The 16186-nt window shown below is 52.9% G+C and carries 16 protein-coding genes, 2 tRNA genes and 1 rRNA gene; 15 read left to right on the top strand and 4 right to left on the bottom strand.

What is annotated here, in order from left to right:
* The 3 genes from rrf to dkgB form a co-directional block, all read left to right on the top strand.
* Window positions 1-78, top strand: a 5S ribosomal RNA gene (rrf, locus tag V6E55_RS25775); the annotation flags it as partial.
* 56 nt (window positions 79-134) lie between these two features.
* Window positions 135-211, top strand: a tRNA-Asp gene (locus V6E55_RS06585).
* Between the two features lie 160 nt (window positions 212-371).
* A complete protein-coding gene (gene dkgB / locus V6E55_RS06580) occupies window positions 372-1175 on the top strand; it encodes a 2,5-didehydrogluconate reductase DkgB (RefSeq protein ID WP_236920961.1) in 804 nt (267 codons plus the stop codon).
* Window positions 1176-1206: 31 nt separating this feature from the next.
* Here the strand turns inward: dkgB and yafC are convergent, their stop codons facing one another.
* Window positions 1207-2112: a DNA-binding transcriptional regulator YafC gene (gene yafC, locus V6E55_RS06575; RefSeq protein ID WP_236920960.1), complete on the bottom strand. Its 906-nt coding sequence runs from the start codon at window positions 2110-2112 to the stop codon at window positions 1207-1209.
* Between the two features lie 104 nt (window positions 2113-2216).
* On the opposite strand from yafC, the gene V6E55_RS06570 reads away from it, so the two are divergent.
* The 3 genes from V6E55_RS06570 (at window position 2217) to V6E55_RS06560 (ending at window position 5178) form a co-directional block, all read left to right on the top strand.
* Window positions 2217-3392 (top strand): MFS transporter, encoded by a 1176-nt coding sequence (locus V6E55_RS06570; RefSeq protein ID WP_114977825.1) that lies wholly within the window; start codon window positions 2217-2219, stop codon window positions 3390-3392.
* A 136-nt stretch (window positions 3393-3528) separates the two neighbouring features.
* Window positions 3529-4326: an endonuclease/exonuclease/phosphatase family protein gene (locus V6E55_RS06565; RefSeq protein WP_114978085.1), complete on the top strand. Its 798-nt coding sequence runs from the start codon at window positions 3529-3531 to the stop codon at window positions 4324-4326.
* A 78-nt stretch (window positions 4327-4404) separates the two neighbouring features.
* On the top strand, window positions 4405-5178 hold the full coding sequence (locus V6E55_RS06560; protein ID WP_236920959.1) for a class I SAM-dependent methyltransferase: 774 nt from the start codon (window positions 4405-4407) through the stop codon (window positions 5176-5178).
* 51 nt (window positions 5179-5229) lie between these two features.
* Here V6E55_RS06560 and mltD read toward each other — a convergent pair whose 3' ends face one another.
* Together mltD and gloB are read right to left on the bottom strand one after the other, a co-directional pair.
* On the bottom strand, window positions 5230-6594 hold the full coding sequence (gene mltD / locus V6E55_RS06555) for a murein transglycosylase D (RefSeq protein ID WP_129996636.1): 1365 nt from the start codon (window positions 6592-6594) through the stop codon (window positions 5230-5232).
* Between the two features lie 68 nt (window positions 6595-6662).
* Window positions 6663-7421 carry a hydroxyacylglutathione hydrolase gene (gene gloB, locus V6E55_RS06550; protein ID WP_129996635.1) on the bottom strand — a complete coding sequence of 253 codons (759 nt, stop codon included), beginning with the start codon at window positions 7419-7421 and terminating at the stop codon, window positions 6663-6665.
* Window positions 7422-7453: 32 nt separating this feature from the next.
* On the opposite strand from gloB, the gene V6E55_RS06545 reads away from it, so the two are divergent.
* Window positions 7454-8185 carry a class I SAM-dependent methyltransferase gene (locus V6E55_RS06545; protein ID WP_114978086.1) on the top strand — a complete coding sequence of 244 codons (732 nt, stop codon included), beginning with the start codon at window positions 7454-7456 and terminating at the stop codon, window positions 8183-8185.
* Here the strand turns inward: V6E55_RS06545 and rnhA are convergent.
* On the bottom strand, window positions 8170-8637 hold the full coding sequence (gene rnhA, locus V6E55_RS06540; RefSeq protein WP_014882660.1) for a ribonuclease HI: 468 nt from the start codon (window positions 8635-8637) through the stop codon (window positions 8170-8172). The two genes, V6E55_RS06545 and rnhA, sit on opposite strands and share 16 nt — an antisense overlap.
* A 64-nt stretch (window positions 8638-8701) precedes the next feature.
* Here rnhA and dnaQ point away from each other — a divergent pair, with 64 nt between their 5' ends.
* The 8 genes from dnaQ (at window position 8702) to V6E55_RS06500 (ending at window position 16181) form a co-directional block, all read left to right on the top strand.
* The gene (gene dnaQ, locus V6E55_RS06535) at window positions 8702-9433 is read left to right on the top strand and encodes a DNA polymerase III subunit epsilon (protein WP_207220708.1); all 732 of its coding nucleotides are present in this window, start codon (window positions 8702-8704) and stop codon (window positions 9431-9433) included.
* Window positions 9434-9564: 131 nt separating this feature from the next.
* Window positions 9565-9641: transfer RNA gene (locus V6E55_RS06530), tRNA-Asp, on the top strand.
* Window positions 9642-10017: 376 nt separating this feature from the next.
* On the top strand, window positions 10018-10737 hold the full coding sequence (locus tag V6E55_RS06525; RefSeq protein WP_114977830.1) for a FadR/GntR family transcriptional regulator: 720 nt from the start codon (window positions 10018-10020) through the stop codon (window positions 10735-10737).
* The gene (locus V6E55_RS06520; RefSeq protein WP_316942409.1) at window positions 10734-11747 is read left to right on the top strand and encodes an ABC transporter ATP-binding protein; all 1014 of its coding nucleotides are present in this window, start codon (window positions 10734-10736) and stop codon (window positions 11745-11747) included. The genes V6E55_RS06525 and V6E55_RS06520 overlap by 4 nt, the downstream gene beginning before the upstream one ends.
* On the top strand, window positions 11744-12826 hold the full coding sequence (locus V6E55_RS06515) for an ABC transporter ATP-binding protein (RefSeq protein WP_316942408.1): 1083 nt from the start codon (window positions 11744-11746) through the stop codon (window positions 12824-12826). Before V6E55_RS06520 ends, V6E55_RS06515 begins: the two co-directional genes overlap by 4 nt.
* 2 nt (window positions 12827-12828) lie before the next feature.
* Window positions 12829-14343 (top strand): ABC transporter substrate-binding protein, encoded by a 1515-nt coding sequence (locus V6E55_RS06510; RefSeq protein ID WP_316942407.1) that lies wholly within the window; start codon window positions 12829-12831, stop codon window positions 14341-14343.
* Window positions 14344-14361: 18 nt separating this feature from the next.
* Window positions 14362-15303, top strand: coding sequence for an ABC transporter permease (locus V6E55_RS06505; RefSeq protein ID WP_028017733.1), 942 nt, complete (start codon window positions 14362-14364; stop codon window positions 15301-15303).
* A 2-nt stretch (window positions 15304-15305) separates the two neighbouring features.
* Window positions 15306-16181 carry an ABC transporter permease gene (locus V6E55_RS06500; protein WP_114978088.1) on the top strand — a complete coding sequence of 292 codons (876 nt, stop codon included), beginning with the start codon at window positions 15306-15308 and terminating at the stop codon, window positions 16179-16181.
* The last annotated feature ends 5 nt before the right edge of the window (window positions 16182-16186 follow it).

The raw sequence follows: 16186 nt of genomic DNA, 5'->3' as shown, positions 1-16186 counted from the left end.
GCCGAACTCAGAAGTGAAACGCCGTAGCGCCGATGGTAGTGTGGGGTCTCCCCATGTGAGAGTAGGGAACTGCCAGGTATCAAATTAAGTAGTAAGCCGGTGCATTAATCCGGTGGTTACAAGCAGTCTTCGGTGGAGCGGTAGTTCAGTCGGTTAGAATACCTGCCTGTCACGCAGGGGGTCGCGGGTTCGAGTCCCGTCCGTTCCGCCACTTATTAAAAGCCCTGAGTTAATGCTCAGGGCTTTTTTCTTATCTGACGTTTAATTATTGCTAAATCAGCAAAAATCCTCTGCATTTTGCGATCTTTTTCTCTATAACCCCGCCAGCGATAATCGTCCTCAGTCTACGAACATAACGATTGAGGAATATTATGACTATCCCTGCATTTGGTCTCGGCACTTTCCGCCTGAAAGACGACGTTGTTATCGCATCTGTAAAAACTGCTCTTGAACTTGGCTATCGCACCGTCGATACGGCACAAATTTATGAAAATGAAGCTGCTGTTGGTCAGGCTCTCGAAGAGAGTGGTGTACCGCGTAATGAACTGTTTATCACCACGAAAATCTGGATTGAGAATCTCAGCAAAGACAAGCTGATCCCCAGCCTGAAAGAGAGCCTGAAAAAACTGCGCACTGATTACGTCGATCTGACGCTGATCCACTGGCCTTCACCGAATGATGCTGTTTCAGTGGAAGAATTCATGCAGGCATTGCTGGAAGCGAAAAAGCAGGGCTTAACCTGTGAAATTGGTATTTCTAACTTCACTATTCCGCTGATGGAAAAAGCAATTGCGGCCGTTGGCGCAGAAAATATTGCGACTAACCAGATTGAACTGTCACCTTACCTGCAAAACCGCAAAGTGGTTGACTGGGCAAAACAGCATGGCATTCATATTACGTCTTATATGACGCTGGCTTATGGCAAAGCATTGAAAGATGAAGTGATTGCACGCATCGCAGCAAAACATAATGTGACTGCAGCGCAGGTCATCCTGGCGTGGGCAATGGGGGAAGGTTATGCCGTTATCCCTTCTTCAACCAAACGTGAAAACCTGGCCAGTAACCTGTTAGCACGGGATCTCCAGCTCGACGACGAAGACAAAAAAGCGATCGCCGCACTGGATTGCAACGATCGCCTGGTCAGCCCGGAAGGGTTAGCCCCTCACTGGGATTAAGTTTGACCCCACCCTTTGTATCCTGAAACCCTCACACAGCTCCTTTGGGAGCTGTTTTTACATGCTCGCTCAGAAAGTCGATAAAGGCACGAATGCGCGTACTCACCGCTCTGTCGCTGTAATATACCGCACTAAATGGCATTTCGACCGGCAGACGTTTATCTGCCATCAGTTCCACCAGTTCGCCACGCGCAATCTCCTTATCAATCATATAGTCAGACAAGCAAGCGATTCCATTCCCTTCGAGACACAACTGCTTTAGCGTTTCCCCACTGTTGGATGACAACCCACAAGCGATTTCATGCAACTGGCCATCATGACAAGCAACAGGCCAGGTGTTCAGCGACACAGGCTCCGTGAAGCCCAGACACAGATGCTGCTTTAACTCTTCAACTGTCTCAGGTTTGCCATGCTCTGCAATATACTGCGGTGACGCGATAATTTTGCGGTAGCTGGCAAACAGTGGGCGGGCACGCAGGCTTGAATCTGTGAGGGTTCCCGCCCGGATAGCCACATCCACTTTCCGTTCGATAAGATTGATAAACGTCTCTGAGGAGACCAGAGAGAGGGTCATCTCCGGATAGCGTTCGCGGAAAGGTTTGATCAGCGGCATCAGAAAATGAAGCACAACCGGTGTTGCTGCATCAATGCGCAGTAATCCACGTGGTGTGCTACGGGTTTCCATAATCTCCGTCTCGGCAGCGGCCATTTCTTGCAGGATGGATTGCACGCGGCGGAAATAACGCTCTCCTTCTTCCGTCAGGCTGAGCTGCCGAGTCGTTCGGTTGAGCAGACTGACTCCAAGTTTCATCTCCAGTTTTTTCACCGAGCGGCTAATGGCCGAGTTAGCCTGCCCTAACTGTTCAGCCGCACGGCTAAAACTGCCACTTTCGACGACGGCGACAAAGATTGCCAGCTCTTCCGATGTTGCTTTCATTGTTGCACCACCCGCAAAATTCTATTGATATTTTGACCATTTTTGTTATTTAAGCACTGGCGCATACTCTTTGTCATCTTAATCCTGAAGAGACGGAGTATTTTATGCCACTGGCGCTACTTGCCCTTACGATCAGTGCCTTTGCAATTGGCACGACCGAATTTGTTATCGTAGGACTGGTTCCTACCATCGCCGACCAGCTTGCGATTTCGCTGCCATCTGCCGGACTGCTGGTATCTATTTATGCACTGGGTGTTGCTGTCGGTGCGCCTGTATTGACGGCACTCACCGGACGATTCCCTCGCAAGCAACTGTTGGTGGCGCTAATGGTGTTGTTCACCGCGGGTAACGTTCTGGCCTGGCAATCCCCGGATTACACCACACTGGTGATTGCCCGCCTGCTGACCGGCCTTGCTCATGGTGTCTTTTTCTCAATTGGTTCTACTATTGCCACAAGTCTGGTACCCAAAGAGAAAGCGGCATCAGCCATAGCGATTATGTTTGGCGGACTGACTGTCGCGCTTGTTACAGGCGTACCGCTGGGGACATTTATCGGCCAACACTTCGGCTGGCGTGAAACCTTCCTGGCAGTTTCTTTACTGGGTGTGATTGCTCTGGTAGCTAGTCTTCTGCTTGTGCCATCGAATATACCTGGTCGTGCGAGCGCCAGCCTGCGCGATCAGCTAAAGGTTCTGACGCATCCGCGCCTGTTGATCATTTATGCCGTGACCGCACTGGGCTATGGTGGTGTATTCACTGCTTTTACTTTCCTTGCGCCGATGATGCAGGATCTTGCCGGCTTCTCCCCGAATGCGGTGAGCTGGATTTTACTTGGCTACGGCATCTCCGTCGCAATAGGTAACATCTGGGGCGGCAAACTGGCAGATAAACATGGTGCGGTTCCCGCTCTCAAATTCATCTTTGCAGCACTGGTTGTTTTGCTGCTGGTGTTCCAGTTCACTGCATCAATGCAATACGCCGCACTGGCCACGGTCCTGGTCATGGGGATCTTTGCCTTCGGTAACGTGCCGGGCCTTCAGGTTTATGTGGTACAGAAAGCAGAACTGTATACGCCGAACGCGGTGGATGTAGCATCCGGCCTGAACATTGCCGCTTTTAATATCGGCATTGCTATTGGCTCCATTGTGGGCGGGCAGACGGTTGAACATTTCGGGCTGGCGCAAACGCCATGGATTGGTGCTGCGATCGTGCTTGTCGCCTTCCTGTTGATTGGTCTGAGTGGACGCCTTGATAGACCAGCTCGGGTAGCACTGGGTTAACATCAGTAAGTGCTTGCTTACAAAACTGGAAAGCGGTTTCTCAGAAATTGCGTTGAAAGTATAACCTAAAGTCCCTATAACATTAGAACCAGTCCGTTTTCAGGGCTGGTTCATGTTACAGAGGCTGTTTCCAAAAGTGCGAAAAAATACCTATGCCATGCGTTATGTTGCCGGAATGCCAGCGGAGAGGATCTTGCCTCCGGGGTCGTTTGCGAGCATAAGCCAGGCTTTACCTGCCGGAACCCCGTTAAGCAGTGATGAAAAAATTCGGGTGCTGGTGTGGAATATTTTTAAGCAGCAACGTGCGGAATGGTTATCGGTACTCAAGAATTTTGGCAAAGATGCCCATCTGGTTCTGCTCCAGGAGGCGCAAACCACCCCTGAGCTGGTGCGGTTTGCCACCACAAACTATCTTGCCGCTGATCAGGTTCCCGCGTTTGTCCTGCCGCAACATCCCTCAGGTGTGATGACTCTCTCTTCTGCGCATCCGGTCTATTGCTGCCCACTGCGCGAACGTGAGCCCATCCTTCGTCTGGCGAAATCGGCGCTGGTAACGGTCTACCCGTTGCCGGACACCCGAATGCTGATGGTCGTGAATATCCATGCGGTAAACTTCAGCCTGGGTGTGGATGTGTATAGTAAGCAGTTACTTCCAATTGGCGATCAGATTGCTCATCACAGCGGACCTATCATCATGGCAGGCGATTTCAATGCCTGGAGTCGTCCGCGCATGAATGCCCTGTATCGCTTTGCGCGCGAGATGTCGTTGCGTGAAGTTCGTTTTAGCGATGACCAACGCAAGAAAGCCTTTGGTCGTCCTCTCGATTTTGTCTTCTATCGCGGTTTGAGCGTGCATGACGCCTCCGTTCTGGTGACGCGCGCCTCCGATCACAATCCTCTACTAGTGGAATTCAGTCCCGGCAAACCTGATTAAACATGGTGAGTCAGGTCTGCCGTGGGGCAGGCCTGTTCGGGTGCTGCCCTTTATTTTTTACCAACAAAGGACAGTACGATGACAACAACACACTCCCATCATGACAACGTAGAAAAACAGTTTGGCTCGCAGGCAAATGCGTATCTGAGCAGCGCCGTACATGCTTCTGGCCGCGATCTGGTGCGTCTCGGTGAGCGTCTTGCTGCGTTCCCGCAGGCACATGTGCTGGATTTAGGCTGCGGGGCAGGGCATGCCAGTTTTACGGCTGCACAACAGGTCGCTCATGTCACCGCGTACGACTTATCCAGCCAGATGCTGGCGGTTGTTGCAGAGGCGGCGAAGGTAAAAGGGTTGAACAATATTGATACGCGCCAGGGTTATGCCGAATCCTTACCTTTTGATGATGCATCTTTTGAGGTGGTTATCAGCCGTTATTCCGCACATCACTGGCATGATGTTGGCCAGGCATTACGTGAAGTAAAACGTGTCCTGAAGCCGGGTGGTGTTTTTATCATTATGGATGTGATGTCTCCGGGACACCCGGTACGCAACATCTGGCTGCAAACAGTGGAAGCATTGCGCGATACCTCGCATGTGCAAAACTACTCCAGTGGAGAGTGGTTATCGCTCATTACCGAGGCGGGGTTGATTTCTCGCTCATTAATAACCGATCGCTTACCGCTGGAATTCAGCTCATGGATCGCCCGTATGCGCACTCCGGACGCATTAAGTCACGCTATTCGGTTGTACCAGCAGAGTGCGTCGGCAGAGGTGAAGGCTTACTTTGAATTACAGGAGGATGGTTCGTTTACCAGCGATACCATCATGGCTGAAGCGCAAAAAGTGGGATAAACAAAAAGGCACCGAGGGGAATCGGTGCCTTTTTATCTTTCCATCGTGTTCTCAGGAGTCTGGCGTGGCGCTGTTCTTCACAAACAGCGTCAACTGGTCGCCTGGTTTCAGATTGTCAGTATCATTATTCCAGCGCATCACATCTTTGATGTTCACACCGTGTCGTTTTGCGATACTGGACAGTGAATCGCCTTTACGCACGCGATAGGTAATGCTATCGCTGTTGTTGGCGAGACGCTGTGCGCTGCTACCTGCACCCACCGTCAGAGTCTGACCCACTTTAAGACCTGAACTGCGCAGGTTATTCCACTGCTGCAGATCGTTTGCTGTCACGCCAAGGCGTGATGCAATGCCCGAAAGCGTATCACCTGAACGAACCTTATAACTGCGGCTGTTGACTGATGAAGCGTCCGCGATCAGCGTTGACTGGACGGCTGCAATTTCACCAGAAGCTAAAGACTCACGTAGCTGTTCGGCATGTTTCTGCGGAACCATTACGTACTGCGGGCCACTCGCCCCCAGCGTTGAGCCTTTAACGCCAGCATTAAAGGTTTTCAATTTACTTACCGACATACCCGTCATATCAGCAACTTGTTGAATATCAACTGGGTTGCTGAGGCGAACGCGCGCCAGTGCACGACTTTCGTCTGGTGTTGGCAGTTGTACACCGTAACGCTTGCTGTTCTTGAGAATATCGCTCAATGCCAGCATCTTCGGTACGTAAATCTTTGTTTCCTGTGGCAGTGAGAGCGACCAAAAATCGGTGGATTTACCCCGTGCTTTATTCGCTTTCATTGCCTTCAGTACACGACCTTCGCCGCTATTGTACGCTGCGACCGTTAACAGCCAGTCGCCGTCAAACATCTTGTTCAGACGTTGCATCATGTCGAGAGCGGCTGTCGTTGAAGCGACAACATCACGACGCGCATCATAGCTGCGAGTCTGTTTCAGACCATAGTTTCGCCCGGTGCTCGGAATGATCTGCCAAATGCCTGCGGCATTGGCGCCAGACGTTGCGTGTGGGTCAAAAGCGCTCTCCACTATGGGTAGGAGTACCAGCTCCATAGGCATGTTACGTTTCTTAACTTGCCCGGCTATCCAGTACATATACGGCTCTGCCCGTAACGTTACATCGTGGAGATAGCTCTTATTTCTTAAATACTTCTGTTTCTGTTCGCGAATCCGGCTGTTTTCCGGAATTCCCATCTTTAGCTCGTCGCCAATAGAGGTCCACAAGTCTTGATCCTGCGCGAATGATGTTCCATCGTCCATCCATCGCGCCGAACTTGTAAACTTCCCTGCTTCCCCTTGACCAGCTGCAGAAAGGCTCTGTGCGTGCTGTTGTACGTTGCTGCCGTTCTGCGACTGGCAACCTACAAGCAGGACAGAGGCGAGTAATATCGCTTTTGCCTTCATGTGTGTGTCAATAGTTGCTTAAAAGACGAGCGATAATAACGGCGAAATTTTGAAAAGGCAACCCGCAATTATCTGAAGTTATCTTTCTTTGACCTTAACCATGCAAATCGCTGCTCTGGTTGTTGCAAATTTGTTTCTTGGTTAATTTTATTAATTAAATCAATATCATCTGTTCGTAAAAATAAATTAATCTTGCGCTCATTTTTCAGAGTTACGGGGAGTGTATTTTGGTTTTTTACACGTAACTCCTTCACTTTGTGATAATAATCCTGAATCGCGCGATCCTCGGGTAAGATGTTAACGGAAAACTTCATATTTCCTAATGTATATTCATGTGCGCAACAAATGAGCGTCTCATCGGGTAGGGCATTAATTTTCTGTAAAGACTGGTACATCTGGCTTGCTGTGCCTTCGAAAAGTCTTCCGCAGCCTCCAGAGAACAGTGTGTCGCCACAAAAAAGATAAGGTTTGCTGTAGAAACACAGATGTCCCAAAGTGTGACCGGGTGTGGCAAATACGGAAAATTCCCACCCGTGTATGAGTATCTTTTCGCCTTCTTTGACTACCCGGGTTGTTCCCTTATCTTGTGTCTCTGCCGGTCCGTAAACCACAAGATGGGGAAAATGGGCCCGAAGTTCGGGAACGCCGCCTGTGTGATCGTGATGGTGATGCGTCAAGAGAATGGCTTCTGGCTGCCAGTTATTCTCTTTTATTGCACGTAATACAGGGGCGGCTTCTCCGGGATCAACAATGACGCATCGACGATCATCGTCAACCAAAACCCAGATGTAATTGTCCTCAAAAGCAGGAATACTGATAAGATTCATATATTACCTCTTATAGCGTGGCGGGTGTTTTGATGAAACCGGCAAGGATACCTCAGACTGTCGCAGCACCGGAACGTTGGGCGGAATTGCCCTGGGGTGAATACTATCGCGAGGCCTTAGAGCAACAACTGAAGCCATGGCTTGCGAAAATGTATGGTTTTCACCTGCTTAAGATTGGCAATCTCAGCGCGGAAATCAATACCGAAAGCTGCGCTATCTCACATCAGGTCAATGTCTCACTCGGCGGATCGCCGGTTCAGGTGAAAGCAGACCCATTGCATCTGCCATTTGCGGAAAAGTCCGTTGATGCGTGTCTGCTTGCCCATACACTGCCCTGGTGTAGTGATCCCCATCGCTTGCTGCGTGAAGCCGACCGTGTTTTGATTGATGATGGCTGGCTGGTACTCAGCGGGTTTAATCCTCTGAGTTTGATGGGTCTGCGTAAGCTGGTACCAGTACTACGCAAGACTCCACCTTACAACAGCCGGATGTTCACGATGATGCGCCAGCTCGACTGGCTTTCACTGCTAAACTTTGAGGTGCTCTGCTACGGCGGTTTTCAGGTGCTCCCCTGGGCGAGGCAGGGAGGTGTGCTGTTGAGCACGCATTTGCCCGCTTTAGGCTGTATGCAGTTCATCGTTGCGCGTAAGCGCACTATCCCTCTTACGCTTAATCCAATGAAGCAGAGCAAAACGAAAACGCATATCCGTCAAACTGTCGGTGCAACGCGGCAGTACAAAAAAACGAATCAGGATTCGGGTTGATACCCTGTATCTTCATGCGCAGGGTTTGATGCGGCTGCACGCGCCAGCTCGTCGCAGCGTTCGTTTTCCGGGTGACCGGCGTGGCCTTTTACCCACTCCCATTTAATCTCGTGCTGGCCCAGCGCTGCATCAAGACGTTTCCAGAGATCAACATTCTTGACCGGCTTCTTATCAGCGGTCTTCCAGCCGCGTTTTTTCCAGTTATGGATCCACTGGGTTATCCCCTGACGCACGTACTGGCTATCGGTGCTTAACACCACGTCACAATGCTCTTTTAACGCCTCCAGTGCCACTATGGCCGCCATCAACTCCATTCGGTTGTTGGTGGTCAGAAAATAGCCTTCGCTAAAAGTTTTTTCGTGCTGGCGATAGCGCATAATCGCGCCATAGCCGCCAGGCCCTGGGTTGCCGAGACAAGATCCATCGGTGAAAATTTCTACCTGTTTACGCATCTCTGGTAGACTTCCTGTAATTGAAACGTTCAGTTAAACGATAAGTCTGACATAAATGACCGCTATGAGCACTGCAATTACTCGCCAGATTGTCCTCGATACCGAAACCACCGGTATGAACCAGATCGGCGCGCACTACGAAGGGCACAAGATTATCGAGATCGGTGCCGTTGAAGTGGTGAACCGTCGTCTTACGGGGAACAACTTCCACGTCTACCTCAAACCTGATCGGCTGGTGGATCCAGAAGCGTTTGGCGTTCACGGTATTGCCGATGAGTTCTTGCTGGATAAGCCGACTTTTGCGGATGTCGCTGACGAGTTCCTGGAATACATCAAGGGCGCCGAACTTGTCATCCATAACGCCTCGTTCGATATCGGCTTTATGGATTATGAATTCAGTAAGCTTAATCGTGATATCCCGAAGACAAACACCTTCTGTAAGGTAACAGACAGCCTGGCGCTGGCGAGGAAAATGTTCCCCGGCAAGCGTAACAGCCTTGATGCACTCTGTTCCCGCTATGAAATAGACAATACCAAGCGAACGCTGCACGGGGCATTACTCGATGCCCAGATCCTGGCCGATGTCTATCTGACGATGACCGGTGGACAGACGTCAATGAAGTTCAGCATGGAAAATGAATCTCAGCAGACGCAAGGTGAGGCGGGAATTCAGCGTGTTGTCCGCCAGGCAAGTCGGTTGCGGGTTGTTTTAGCCAGTGATGAAGAGCTGCTTAATCACGAATCCCGACTCGATCTGGTGCTGAAAAAAGGTGGAAGTTGTATGTGGCGCGCCTGAAAAGCGCCGGAATGCTTGTAAAATCATCGTTTGGGCGATTTTTGCAGCAAACGATTCAAAACGTGAGAAAAAGCGTTGACGAGATCAGAGGCACACCGTAATATGCGCCTCGTTCCCCAAACGGGAACAGTGGAGCGGTAGTTCAGTCGGTTAGAATACCTGCCTGTCACGCAGGGGGTCGCGGGTTCGAGTCCCGTCCGTTCCGCCACTATTCAGAAGGCCTGAATCAGAAATGATTCAGGCCTTCGTCGTTTCTACTTTCTGAATTTCCTTTCCTTCTTTTATTAACAAAAAGTTAATTTTAGCGGTGCAATTAATTAACATATGCACAACATTAGTGCATTATTTGCACTGGTAGTGTGCATTTAACCTCCTGTTGTCTCTTCTGGCATCTGACGGGGTGTGTCACTTTGTAAATATAAATCACGAAAAATCATCCTCTTATCACTCACTTTCCAAAAATTACCTGAACCAATTGAATATTGGTTTGGTTATTGCTTAATCATTAGCACGATAAGCTTCATTCCATATCAATAACTTATCGTTAATAAAAATAAAGTAATGATGAAAGCGAGCGAACCAATATGGAAAAACCGTCACGGTTTCTGGCAAATTCCAGCACCGCGCTTGAACAACTGCGCGGGCTAATCAACCAGCACGAGTCAACACCAGGCACTCCGCTGCCCACAGAACGTGAGCTATCGGAAACTCTCGGCGTAGGACGACGTGAAGTGCGTCGTGCGCTGGATGTGCTGGAAGAAGAGGGGCGCATCTGGCGTAAACAGGGCAAAGGGACCTTTATCGGTCCGGCTGCCCCGGTTGAACCGCTGGCCCTTCAGGGATTGGTTCAGCAAACTAACCTTCTGGAAGTGATGGAAGCTCGTCTGCAGCTCGAACCCGGCCTTGCCCGGCTTGCGGCACTGCGTGCCACCAGGGAAAACCTCGCGCTGATGCAGCGCATGCTGGAACGCATTGATAAGGTCAACCCGGATGACCGTGATCTCAACGAACTGTGGGATAGCGCATTTCACCGGGCGATTGCAGAGGCTGCGGGCAATCGCCTGATGCTCGGTCTGTTTGATGCCATTGATGCCGTCAGACGTGAACCGGGCTGGCAGCATCTGCGTGAATTAGCCCGCACACCCGAACGTGTCGATAGTTACAACGACCATCATCACAAGATCATGTCCGCGATTATCCATCGCCAGCCAAATGAAGCAGCGGCGGCCATGCGCGAGCATCTGCTTTGCCTGCAAACCGCTCTGATTCAGGCGATCCACCTTGAGGACGACTTCACGCTATGACGACGATCCCGTTTAAGGACACTGCGCCTGTACTGAACTTGCATAATCTCAACGTTAAATTCGCCGGCTCGCCGGTGAGCGTACTTGATGGTATTTCACTGACGATTAAAGCGGGCGAAACTCTGGCGCTGGTGGGGGAGTCTGGCTGCGGCAAAAGTATCACCTCACTGGCGTTAATGGGTTTACTCCCCTCCAGCGCGCAGATCGTCAGCGGGGAGATGCAGTTTCGCCGTCATGATCTCCGCAAGCTTTCGCCACGGGAATACGCCAATCTGCGTGGTAGCGAACTGGCGATGATTTTCCAGGAGCCGATGACTTCGCTCAATCCGGCGTTTACGCTGGGCGATCAACTCAGCGAAGCAGTGATACGCCATCAGAACGTGCCGCGTACAGAAGCGATGAACGTTGCGCTGAAAATCCTGGAAAAGGTTCAGATCCCGGCGCCAGAGATGCGGCTCAAGGCATATCCCCACCAGCTTTCCGGCGGTATGCGCCAGCGCGTGATGATTGCCATGGCGTTGATTAACCATCCCAAACTGCTGATTGCCGATGAGCCGACCACGGCGTTGGATGTCACCATTCAGGCGCAAATCCTCGCCTTGCTCAACACCTTAAAAGCAGATACGGGTACCGCGGTGTTGATGATCACCCACGATTTAGGTGTGGTGGCAGAAGTCGCTCAGCAGGTGGCGGTGATGTATGCCGGTCAGGTGGTGGAGCAGGGAAGCGTTGAGGCGATCTTTGCCGATCCGCAGCATCCGTACACCATCGGTCTGATGGGGTCGATTCCTTCTCTTGGGGCACGTAAGGGGCAGCTTTCCACCATTCCTGGCTCGGTGCCACTGCCAGAATCCATGCCGAAAGGCTGCCGTTTCGCTACCCGTTGCCCGTTTGCGCAGCCGCGCTGCCATGATGAAAAACCTTCGCTCAATACACTCGGCGCGGGTCATCAGGTTGCCTGTTTCCGTGTGCCGCTGGAGCAACACATTGCCCTGGGAGAAATTGCATGACTACGCCCATCCTCGAAGCCCGTGACCTGAGCAAGATCTTCCCCGGCCCGAAAAAACTGTTTACCCCGGCGAGGTTTGTCACGGCGGTCGATCGCGTTTCGCTTGCCGTTATGCCGGGGGAAACGCTGGCGATTGTGGGGGAGTCAGGTTCCGGAAAATCCACCTTGGGTCGTCTGCTTCTGCGTTTGCTTGCCGCCAGCGAAGGGCGCGTGTTTTATCAGGGCGAGGAGATCACCCACGCATCGGGGGCACGCCTGAATCAGCTCCGGCGCGAGCTGCAAATTATTTTCCAGGATCCCTTCGCTTCGCTGAACCCGCGTATGACGGTCGAGCAGATTGTCGGTGAACCACTGTGGTTGCACCAGAACATGAAAAAAGTCGATCGTCAGTACCGTGTTGCCGAGTTGCTTAAAACCGTTGGCCTCCCTGCCGCCTGGGCCGGGCGCTACCCACATGAGTTTTCGGGAGGACAGCGTCAGCGTATTGGCATTGCACGAGCGCTGGCTTCGGGGCCGAAACTGCTGTTGGGCGACGAACCCGTCTCGGCGCTGGATGTCTCGGTGCAGGCGCAGGTAGTGAACCTGCTCGAAAGCCTGAAGCACCAACTGGGGCTGACGATGGTGATTGTCGCCCACGGCCTGGCCGTTATCCGCCACATGAGTGACCGCGTGGCGGTGATGTATCTTGGGCAAATTGTTGAGCTTGCGACGGTTGACGAAATTTTTGATGCGCCGCTACACCCTTATACCCAGGCATTGATCGCCTCTGCGCCCCAGATGCAGCCAGGTGTTGAACGTGACGCGCCGCTGCTACAGGGGGATTTGCCCAACCCGGCCAACCCGCCGTCCGGCTGTCGCTTCCACACCCGTTGCCCATACGTCACCGACGAATGCCGCCAGGTTGAGCCGATTAATCAGGTGCTTGAAGGCGGACGTCAGGTTGCCTGTCATCGCTGGCAGGACATTAATCGCGATCGCAGTGTAATTCAGATAGCACCGCCATCTGCTGCCTTTCTGCGCCGCCGCGCGCTGTTTGAATACGCGGCATCTCACTCCTCCCTTCCTTCAAGGAACTCATGATAATGACAATGCGTAATTCTCTTTTGACCGTACTGGGAAGTGTAATGTTGCTCGGCGCGGTGCTGCCCGCCCATTCTGAAAGTGTGCTGCGAATTGGTCTGGGGGCCGATCCGGACATGCTCGACCCGCATCTGGCGCGCACTTACTATGGCCGCTTCGTGTTTGCCTCCCTGTGCGACAGGCTGGTGGACGTGGATGAAAATCTGAAGGTTGTCCCCGGTCTGGCTAAAGACTGGGCGTGGAGCGACGACGGTAAAACCCTCACCCTGAATTTGCGCGAGGGCGTCACCTTCCACGACGGTGAGAAATTCGATGCTGCCGCCGCAAAATACAACCTCGACCGTGCCCTGACCTTAAAAGGCTCCCTGCGTAAAAGTGAGATTTCCTCAGTGGAGTCGGTTGAGGTCACGGGCCCGATGCAGATTGCCCTGCACCTGAAAACGCCGGACGCCGCGCTGCTGATGCAACTCACCGACCGCGCGGGCGCGATGATGGCACCCGAAGCGGCAAAAAAACAGGATTTTACCGCGCATCCGGTCTGTTCTGGCCCGTATAAGTTCGACAGCCGTGTCTCTCAGGATCGTATCGTTCTGACGCGTTTCGACAACTACTGGAATAAAGGCGCTTACCACTTCGACAAGATTATCTATCTGCCGATCCCGGATGCCTCTGTGCGTCTGGCGAACCTGCGAGCAGGCGATCTCGATCTGACGGAAGGCATTGCCGCCAGCGACGTGAAGACTGTGGAGGCTGACAGCAAGCTGGCGCTGGCGAAGGTCACCGGTCTGGGTTATCAGGGGATTACCTTCAACATTAATAACGGGAAGGTGCCAGCGAACGATCCGTTCAAAGACGCCCGGGTGCGTGAAGCGTTCTCGCAGGCAATTGACCGCGATGCGCTAAACCAGGTGGTCTTTGAAGGGCTGTATTCGCCAGCCAACCAGGCGTTTTCAACGGTGAGCCCGTATCACGTCAACCTGCCGATACCACCGCGCGATGTCGACAAAGCCAAAGCGCTGCTGAAAGCGGCAGGCGTCACCACGCCGCTGACCGTCAACCTGCTGGTGCCGAACAACCCAACATCGCAGCAGGTCGGTCAGGTGCTGCAGGCGATGGTGGCGGAGGCGGGCTTTAACCTCAATCTGCAAATGACGGAATTCGCCACGCTGCTGGATCGCCAGCAGAGCGGTGACTATCAACTGAGCTTCTCCGGCTGGTCCGGTCGTCCCGATCCGGATGGCAGCATCTTTGGCTTCATTAACAGCAAAGGCACTTTAAACGACGGCCGTTACAGTAATGCTCAGGTAGATGAATGGTTGACTCAGGCGCGTCAGAGCACCGATCAGGCCGCACGCCAGCCGTTGTACGAGAAAGTGGTGAAGCAACTGCAAACCGATATGCCGATTGCCTACCTCTACTTTGAGCCGCGTATTTTTGGTCTGAACAAAAGCGTACAGGGCTTTAAACCTTACCCGGACGGCATCGTGCGTCTGGCCGGTTTGACGCTGGCAAAATAAACGTCCTGAGGAGAACCCATGCTGGAACTGATTTGCAAACGTCTGCTGCTGGCCATCCCGACGCTTCTGTTGGTGAGCATGATGGTCTTTGGCTTGCAAAAGCTGCTGCCTGGTGACCCGCTGATTGCGATGGCCGGGGAGGAACGCGATCCGGCGGTCATCGCTCAACTGCGTGCGGAGTTGAACCTCGATGCGCCGATCCCCGTGCAGTATTTTAACTGGCTGACGCGCGCGCTACAGGGTGATCTGGGCGTCTCCTTACGCACGCATGAGCCGGTGACTCAGCTGATAGCCAGTAAGTTGCCGGTGACGCTGGAGTTGTCTCTGCTGGCGATGATCATTGCGCTGGTGTTTGGCATCAGCATGGGGATCCTCGCAGCGGTAAACAAAAACAGCTGGGTCGATCATGGGGCTAACTTTGTGGCGATCTCAGGGATCTCAATACCGCACTTTTGGCTGGGGATCCTGCTGATTCTGGTCTTTTCGGTGAATCTGCAATGGCTACCCGCGTCCGGCTACGTGCCGTTCAGTGAAGATCCGCTCCAGAACCTGCGCACGTTGCTGCTGCCCGCGTCCGTGCTCGGAACCGGCCTGGCGGCGACGCTGATGCGCCATACCCGTGCGTCGATGATTGCGGTGCTGAAAGCCGATTACATCCGTACCGCACGGGCTAAGGGGCTGCTGCCAAAAGCGGTGATCTTAAAGCATGCGTTTCGCAATGCACTGGTGCCGGTGATCACTCTCACCACGCTGCTGTTTGGCGAGTTACTGGGTGGTGCGGTGCTGACCGAGCAGGTCTTCACTATTCCGGGTTTCGGCAAAATGATCGTCGATTCGGTGTTTAACCGTGACTACGCGGTGGTGCAGGGCGTGGTGCTGATTGTGGCGATTGGCTTCCTGATGCTCAACCTGTTGGCCGATGTGCTCTACGTTCTTATCAACCCGAAAATGCGAGGTTAATGATGGCAGAACTGACGACTCAAACCGTTGTGCCTGCACTGCCGCGTGCGCAAAACCGGGTGCTGAAAAAATTCCTCGCGAACAAAAGTGCGGTGATTGGTGCGGTGATTGTGGGCTTCTTTGTATTGCTCGCGCTGCTGGCGCCGTGGATTGCGCCGTTTGATCCGGTCAAAGCCAACTTCCTGGCGGTGCGCAAAGCACCGTCGGCGATGTACTGGTTCGGCACCGACGAGCTGGGGCGCGACATTTTATCTCGCATTATCTGGGGAGCACGCACCTCGCTGATGGCAGGCTGTATGTCGGTGGTGATTGCCGTTGTCATCGGTGTGCCGCTGGGGCTGGTGGCGGGTTACTTCCAGAAAATGTGGGATGGCGTGATTTCGCGCTTTATCGAAGCGCTGCTGGCCTGTCCGTTCCTGATCATGGCGATCGCGCTGGGGGCATTTTTAGGCCCAAGCCTGACGAATGCAATGATCGCCATTGGTCTCTCGGCGATGCCAATCTTCGCCCGGCTGACACGTGGGCAGGTGATCGCGATTCGCAATGAAGAGTACATCGACGGCGCTCGGGCGATCGGCCTACCGGACCGCTGGATCATCATCAAATACGTCCTGCCGAATGTGATGTCGCCAATCCTGGTGCAGGCTACGCTGGCGATTGCCTCGGCGATTATCGCTGAAGCCAGCCTGTCATTTTTGGGATTGGGACAGCAACCGCCAAATCCGTCATGGGGCTCGATGCTCAATACGGCGAAAGGTTTCCTGGAGCAGGCTCCGTGGATGTCGGTATTCCCCGGCGTGGCGATTTTCCTTGCCGTGCAGGGCTTTAATTTACTCGGCGACGGGCTGCGCGATGCGCTCGATCCGCGCCACGACTAAGGAGT

The organism is Enterobacter sp. 342, assembly GCF_036663495.1.
Classification (GTDB): Bacteria; Pseudomonadota; Gammaproteobacteria; order Enterobacterales; family Enterobacteriaceae; genus Enterobacter.
The sequence above is the reverse complement of the archived record's forward strand: the minus strand, read 5'-3'. Positions and strand labels throughout refer to the sequence as shown.

Excerpts from the sequence above, each read along its gene's own strand:
- gloB (WP_129996635.1), bottom strand. The coding sequence starts at position 7,421 with ATGAATCTTATCAGTATTCCTGCTTTTGAGGACAATTACATCTGGGTT.
- dkgB (WP_236920961.1), top strand. The coding sequence starts at position 372 with ATGACTATCCCTGCATTTGGTCTCGGCACTTTCCGCCTGAAAGACGAC.
- V6E55_RS06545 (WP_114978086.1), top strand. The coding sequence starts at position 7,454 with ATGAAACCGGCAAGGATACCTCAGACTGTCGCAGCACCGGAACGTTGG.
- V6E55_RS06500 (WP_114978088.1), top strand. The coding sequence starts at position 15,306 with ATGGCAGAACTGACGACTCAAACCGTTGTGCCTGCACTGCCGCGTGCG.
- V6E55_RS06515 (WP_316942408.1), top strand. The coding sequence starts at position 11,744 with ATGACTACGCCCATCCTCGAAGCCCGTGACCTGAGCAAGATCTTCCCC.
- V6E55_RS06560 (WP_236920959.1), top strand. The coding sequence starts at position 4,405 with ATGACAACAACACACTCCCATCATGACAACGTAGAAAAACAGTTTGGC.
- V6E55_RS06505 (WP_028017733.1), top strand. The coding sequence starts at position 14,362 with ATGCTGGAACTGATTTGCAAACGTCTGCTGCTGGCCATCCCGACGCTT.
- V6E55_RS06520 (WP_316942409.1), top strand. The coding sequence starts at position 10,734 with ATGACGACGATCCCGTTTAAGGACACTGCGCCTGTACTGAACTTGCAT.
- V6E55_RS06570 (WP_114977825.1), top strand. The coding sequence starts at position 2,217 with ATGCCACTGGCGCTACTTGCCCTTACGATCAGTGCCTTTGCAATTGGC.
- dnaQ (WP_207220708.1), top strand. The coding sequence starts at position 8,702 with ATGAGCACTGCAATTACTCGCCAGATTGTCCTCGATACCGAAACCACC.
- rnhA (WP_014882660.1), bottom strand. The coding sequence starts at position 8,637 with ATGCGTAAACAGGTAGAAATTTTCACCGATGGATCTTGTCTCGGCAAC.
- V6E55_RS06525 (WP_114977830.1), top strand. The coding sequence starts at position 10,018 with ATGGAAAAACCGTCACGGTTTCTGGCAAATTCCAGCACCGCGCTTGAA.
- V6E55_RS06510 (WP_316942407.1), top strand. The coding sequence starts at position 12,829 with ATGACAATGCGTAATTCTCTTTTGACCGTACTGGGAAGTGTAATGTTG.
- mltD (WP_129996636.1), bottom strand. The coding sequence starts at position 6,594 with ATGAAGGCAAAAGCGATATTACTCGCCTCTGTCCTGCTTGTAGGTTGC.
- yafC (WP_236920960.1), bottom strand. The coding sequence starts at position 2,112 with ATGAAAGCAACATCGGAAGAGCTGGCAATCTTTGTCGCCGTCGTCGAA.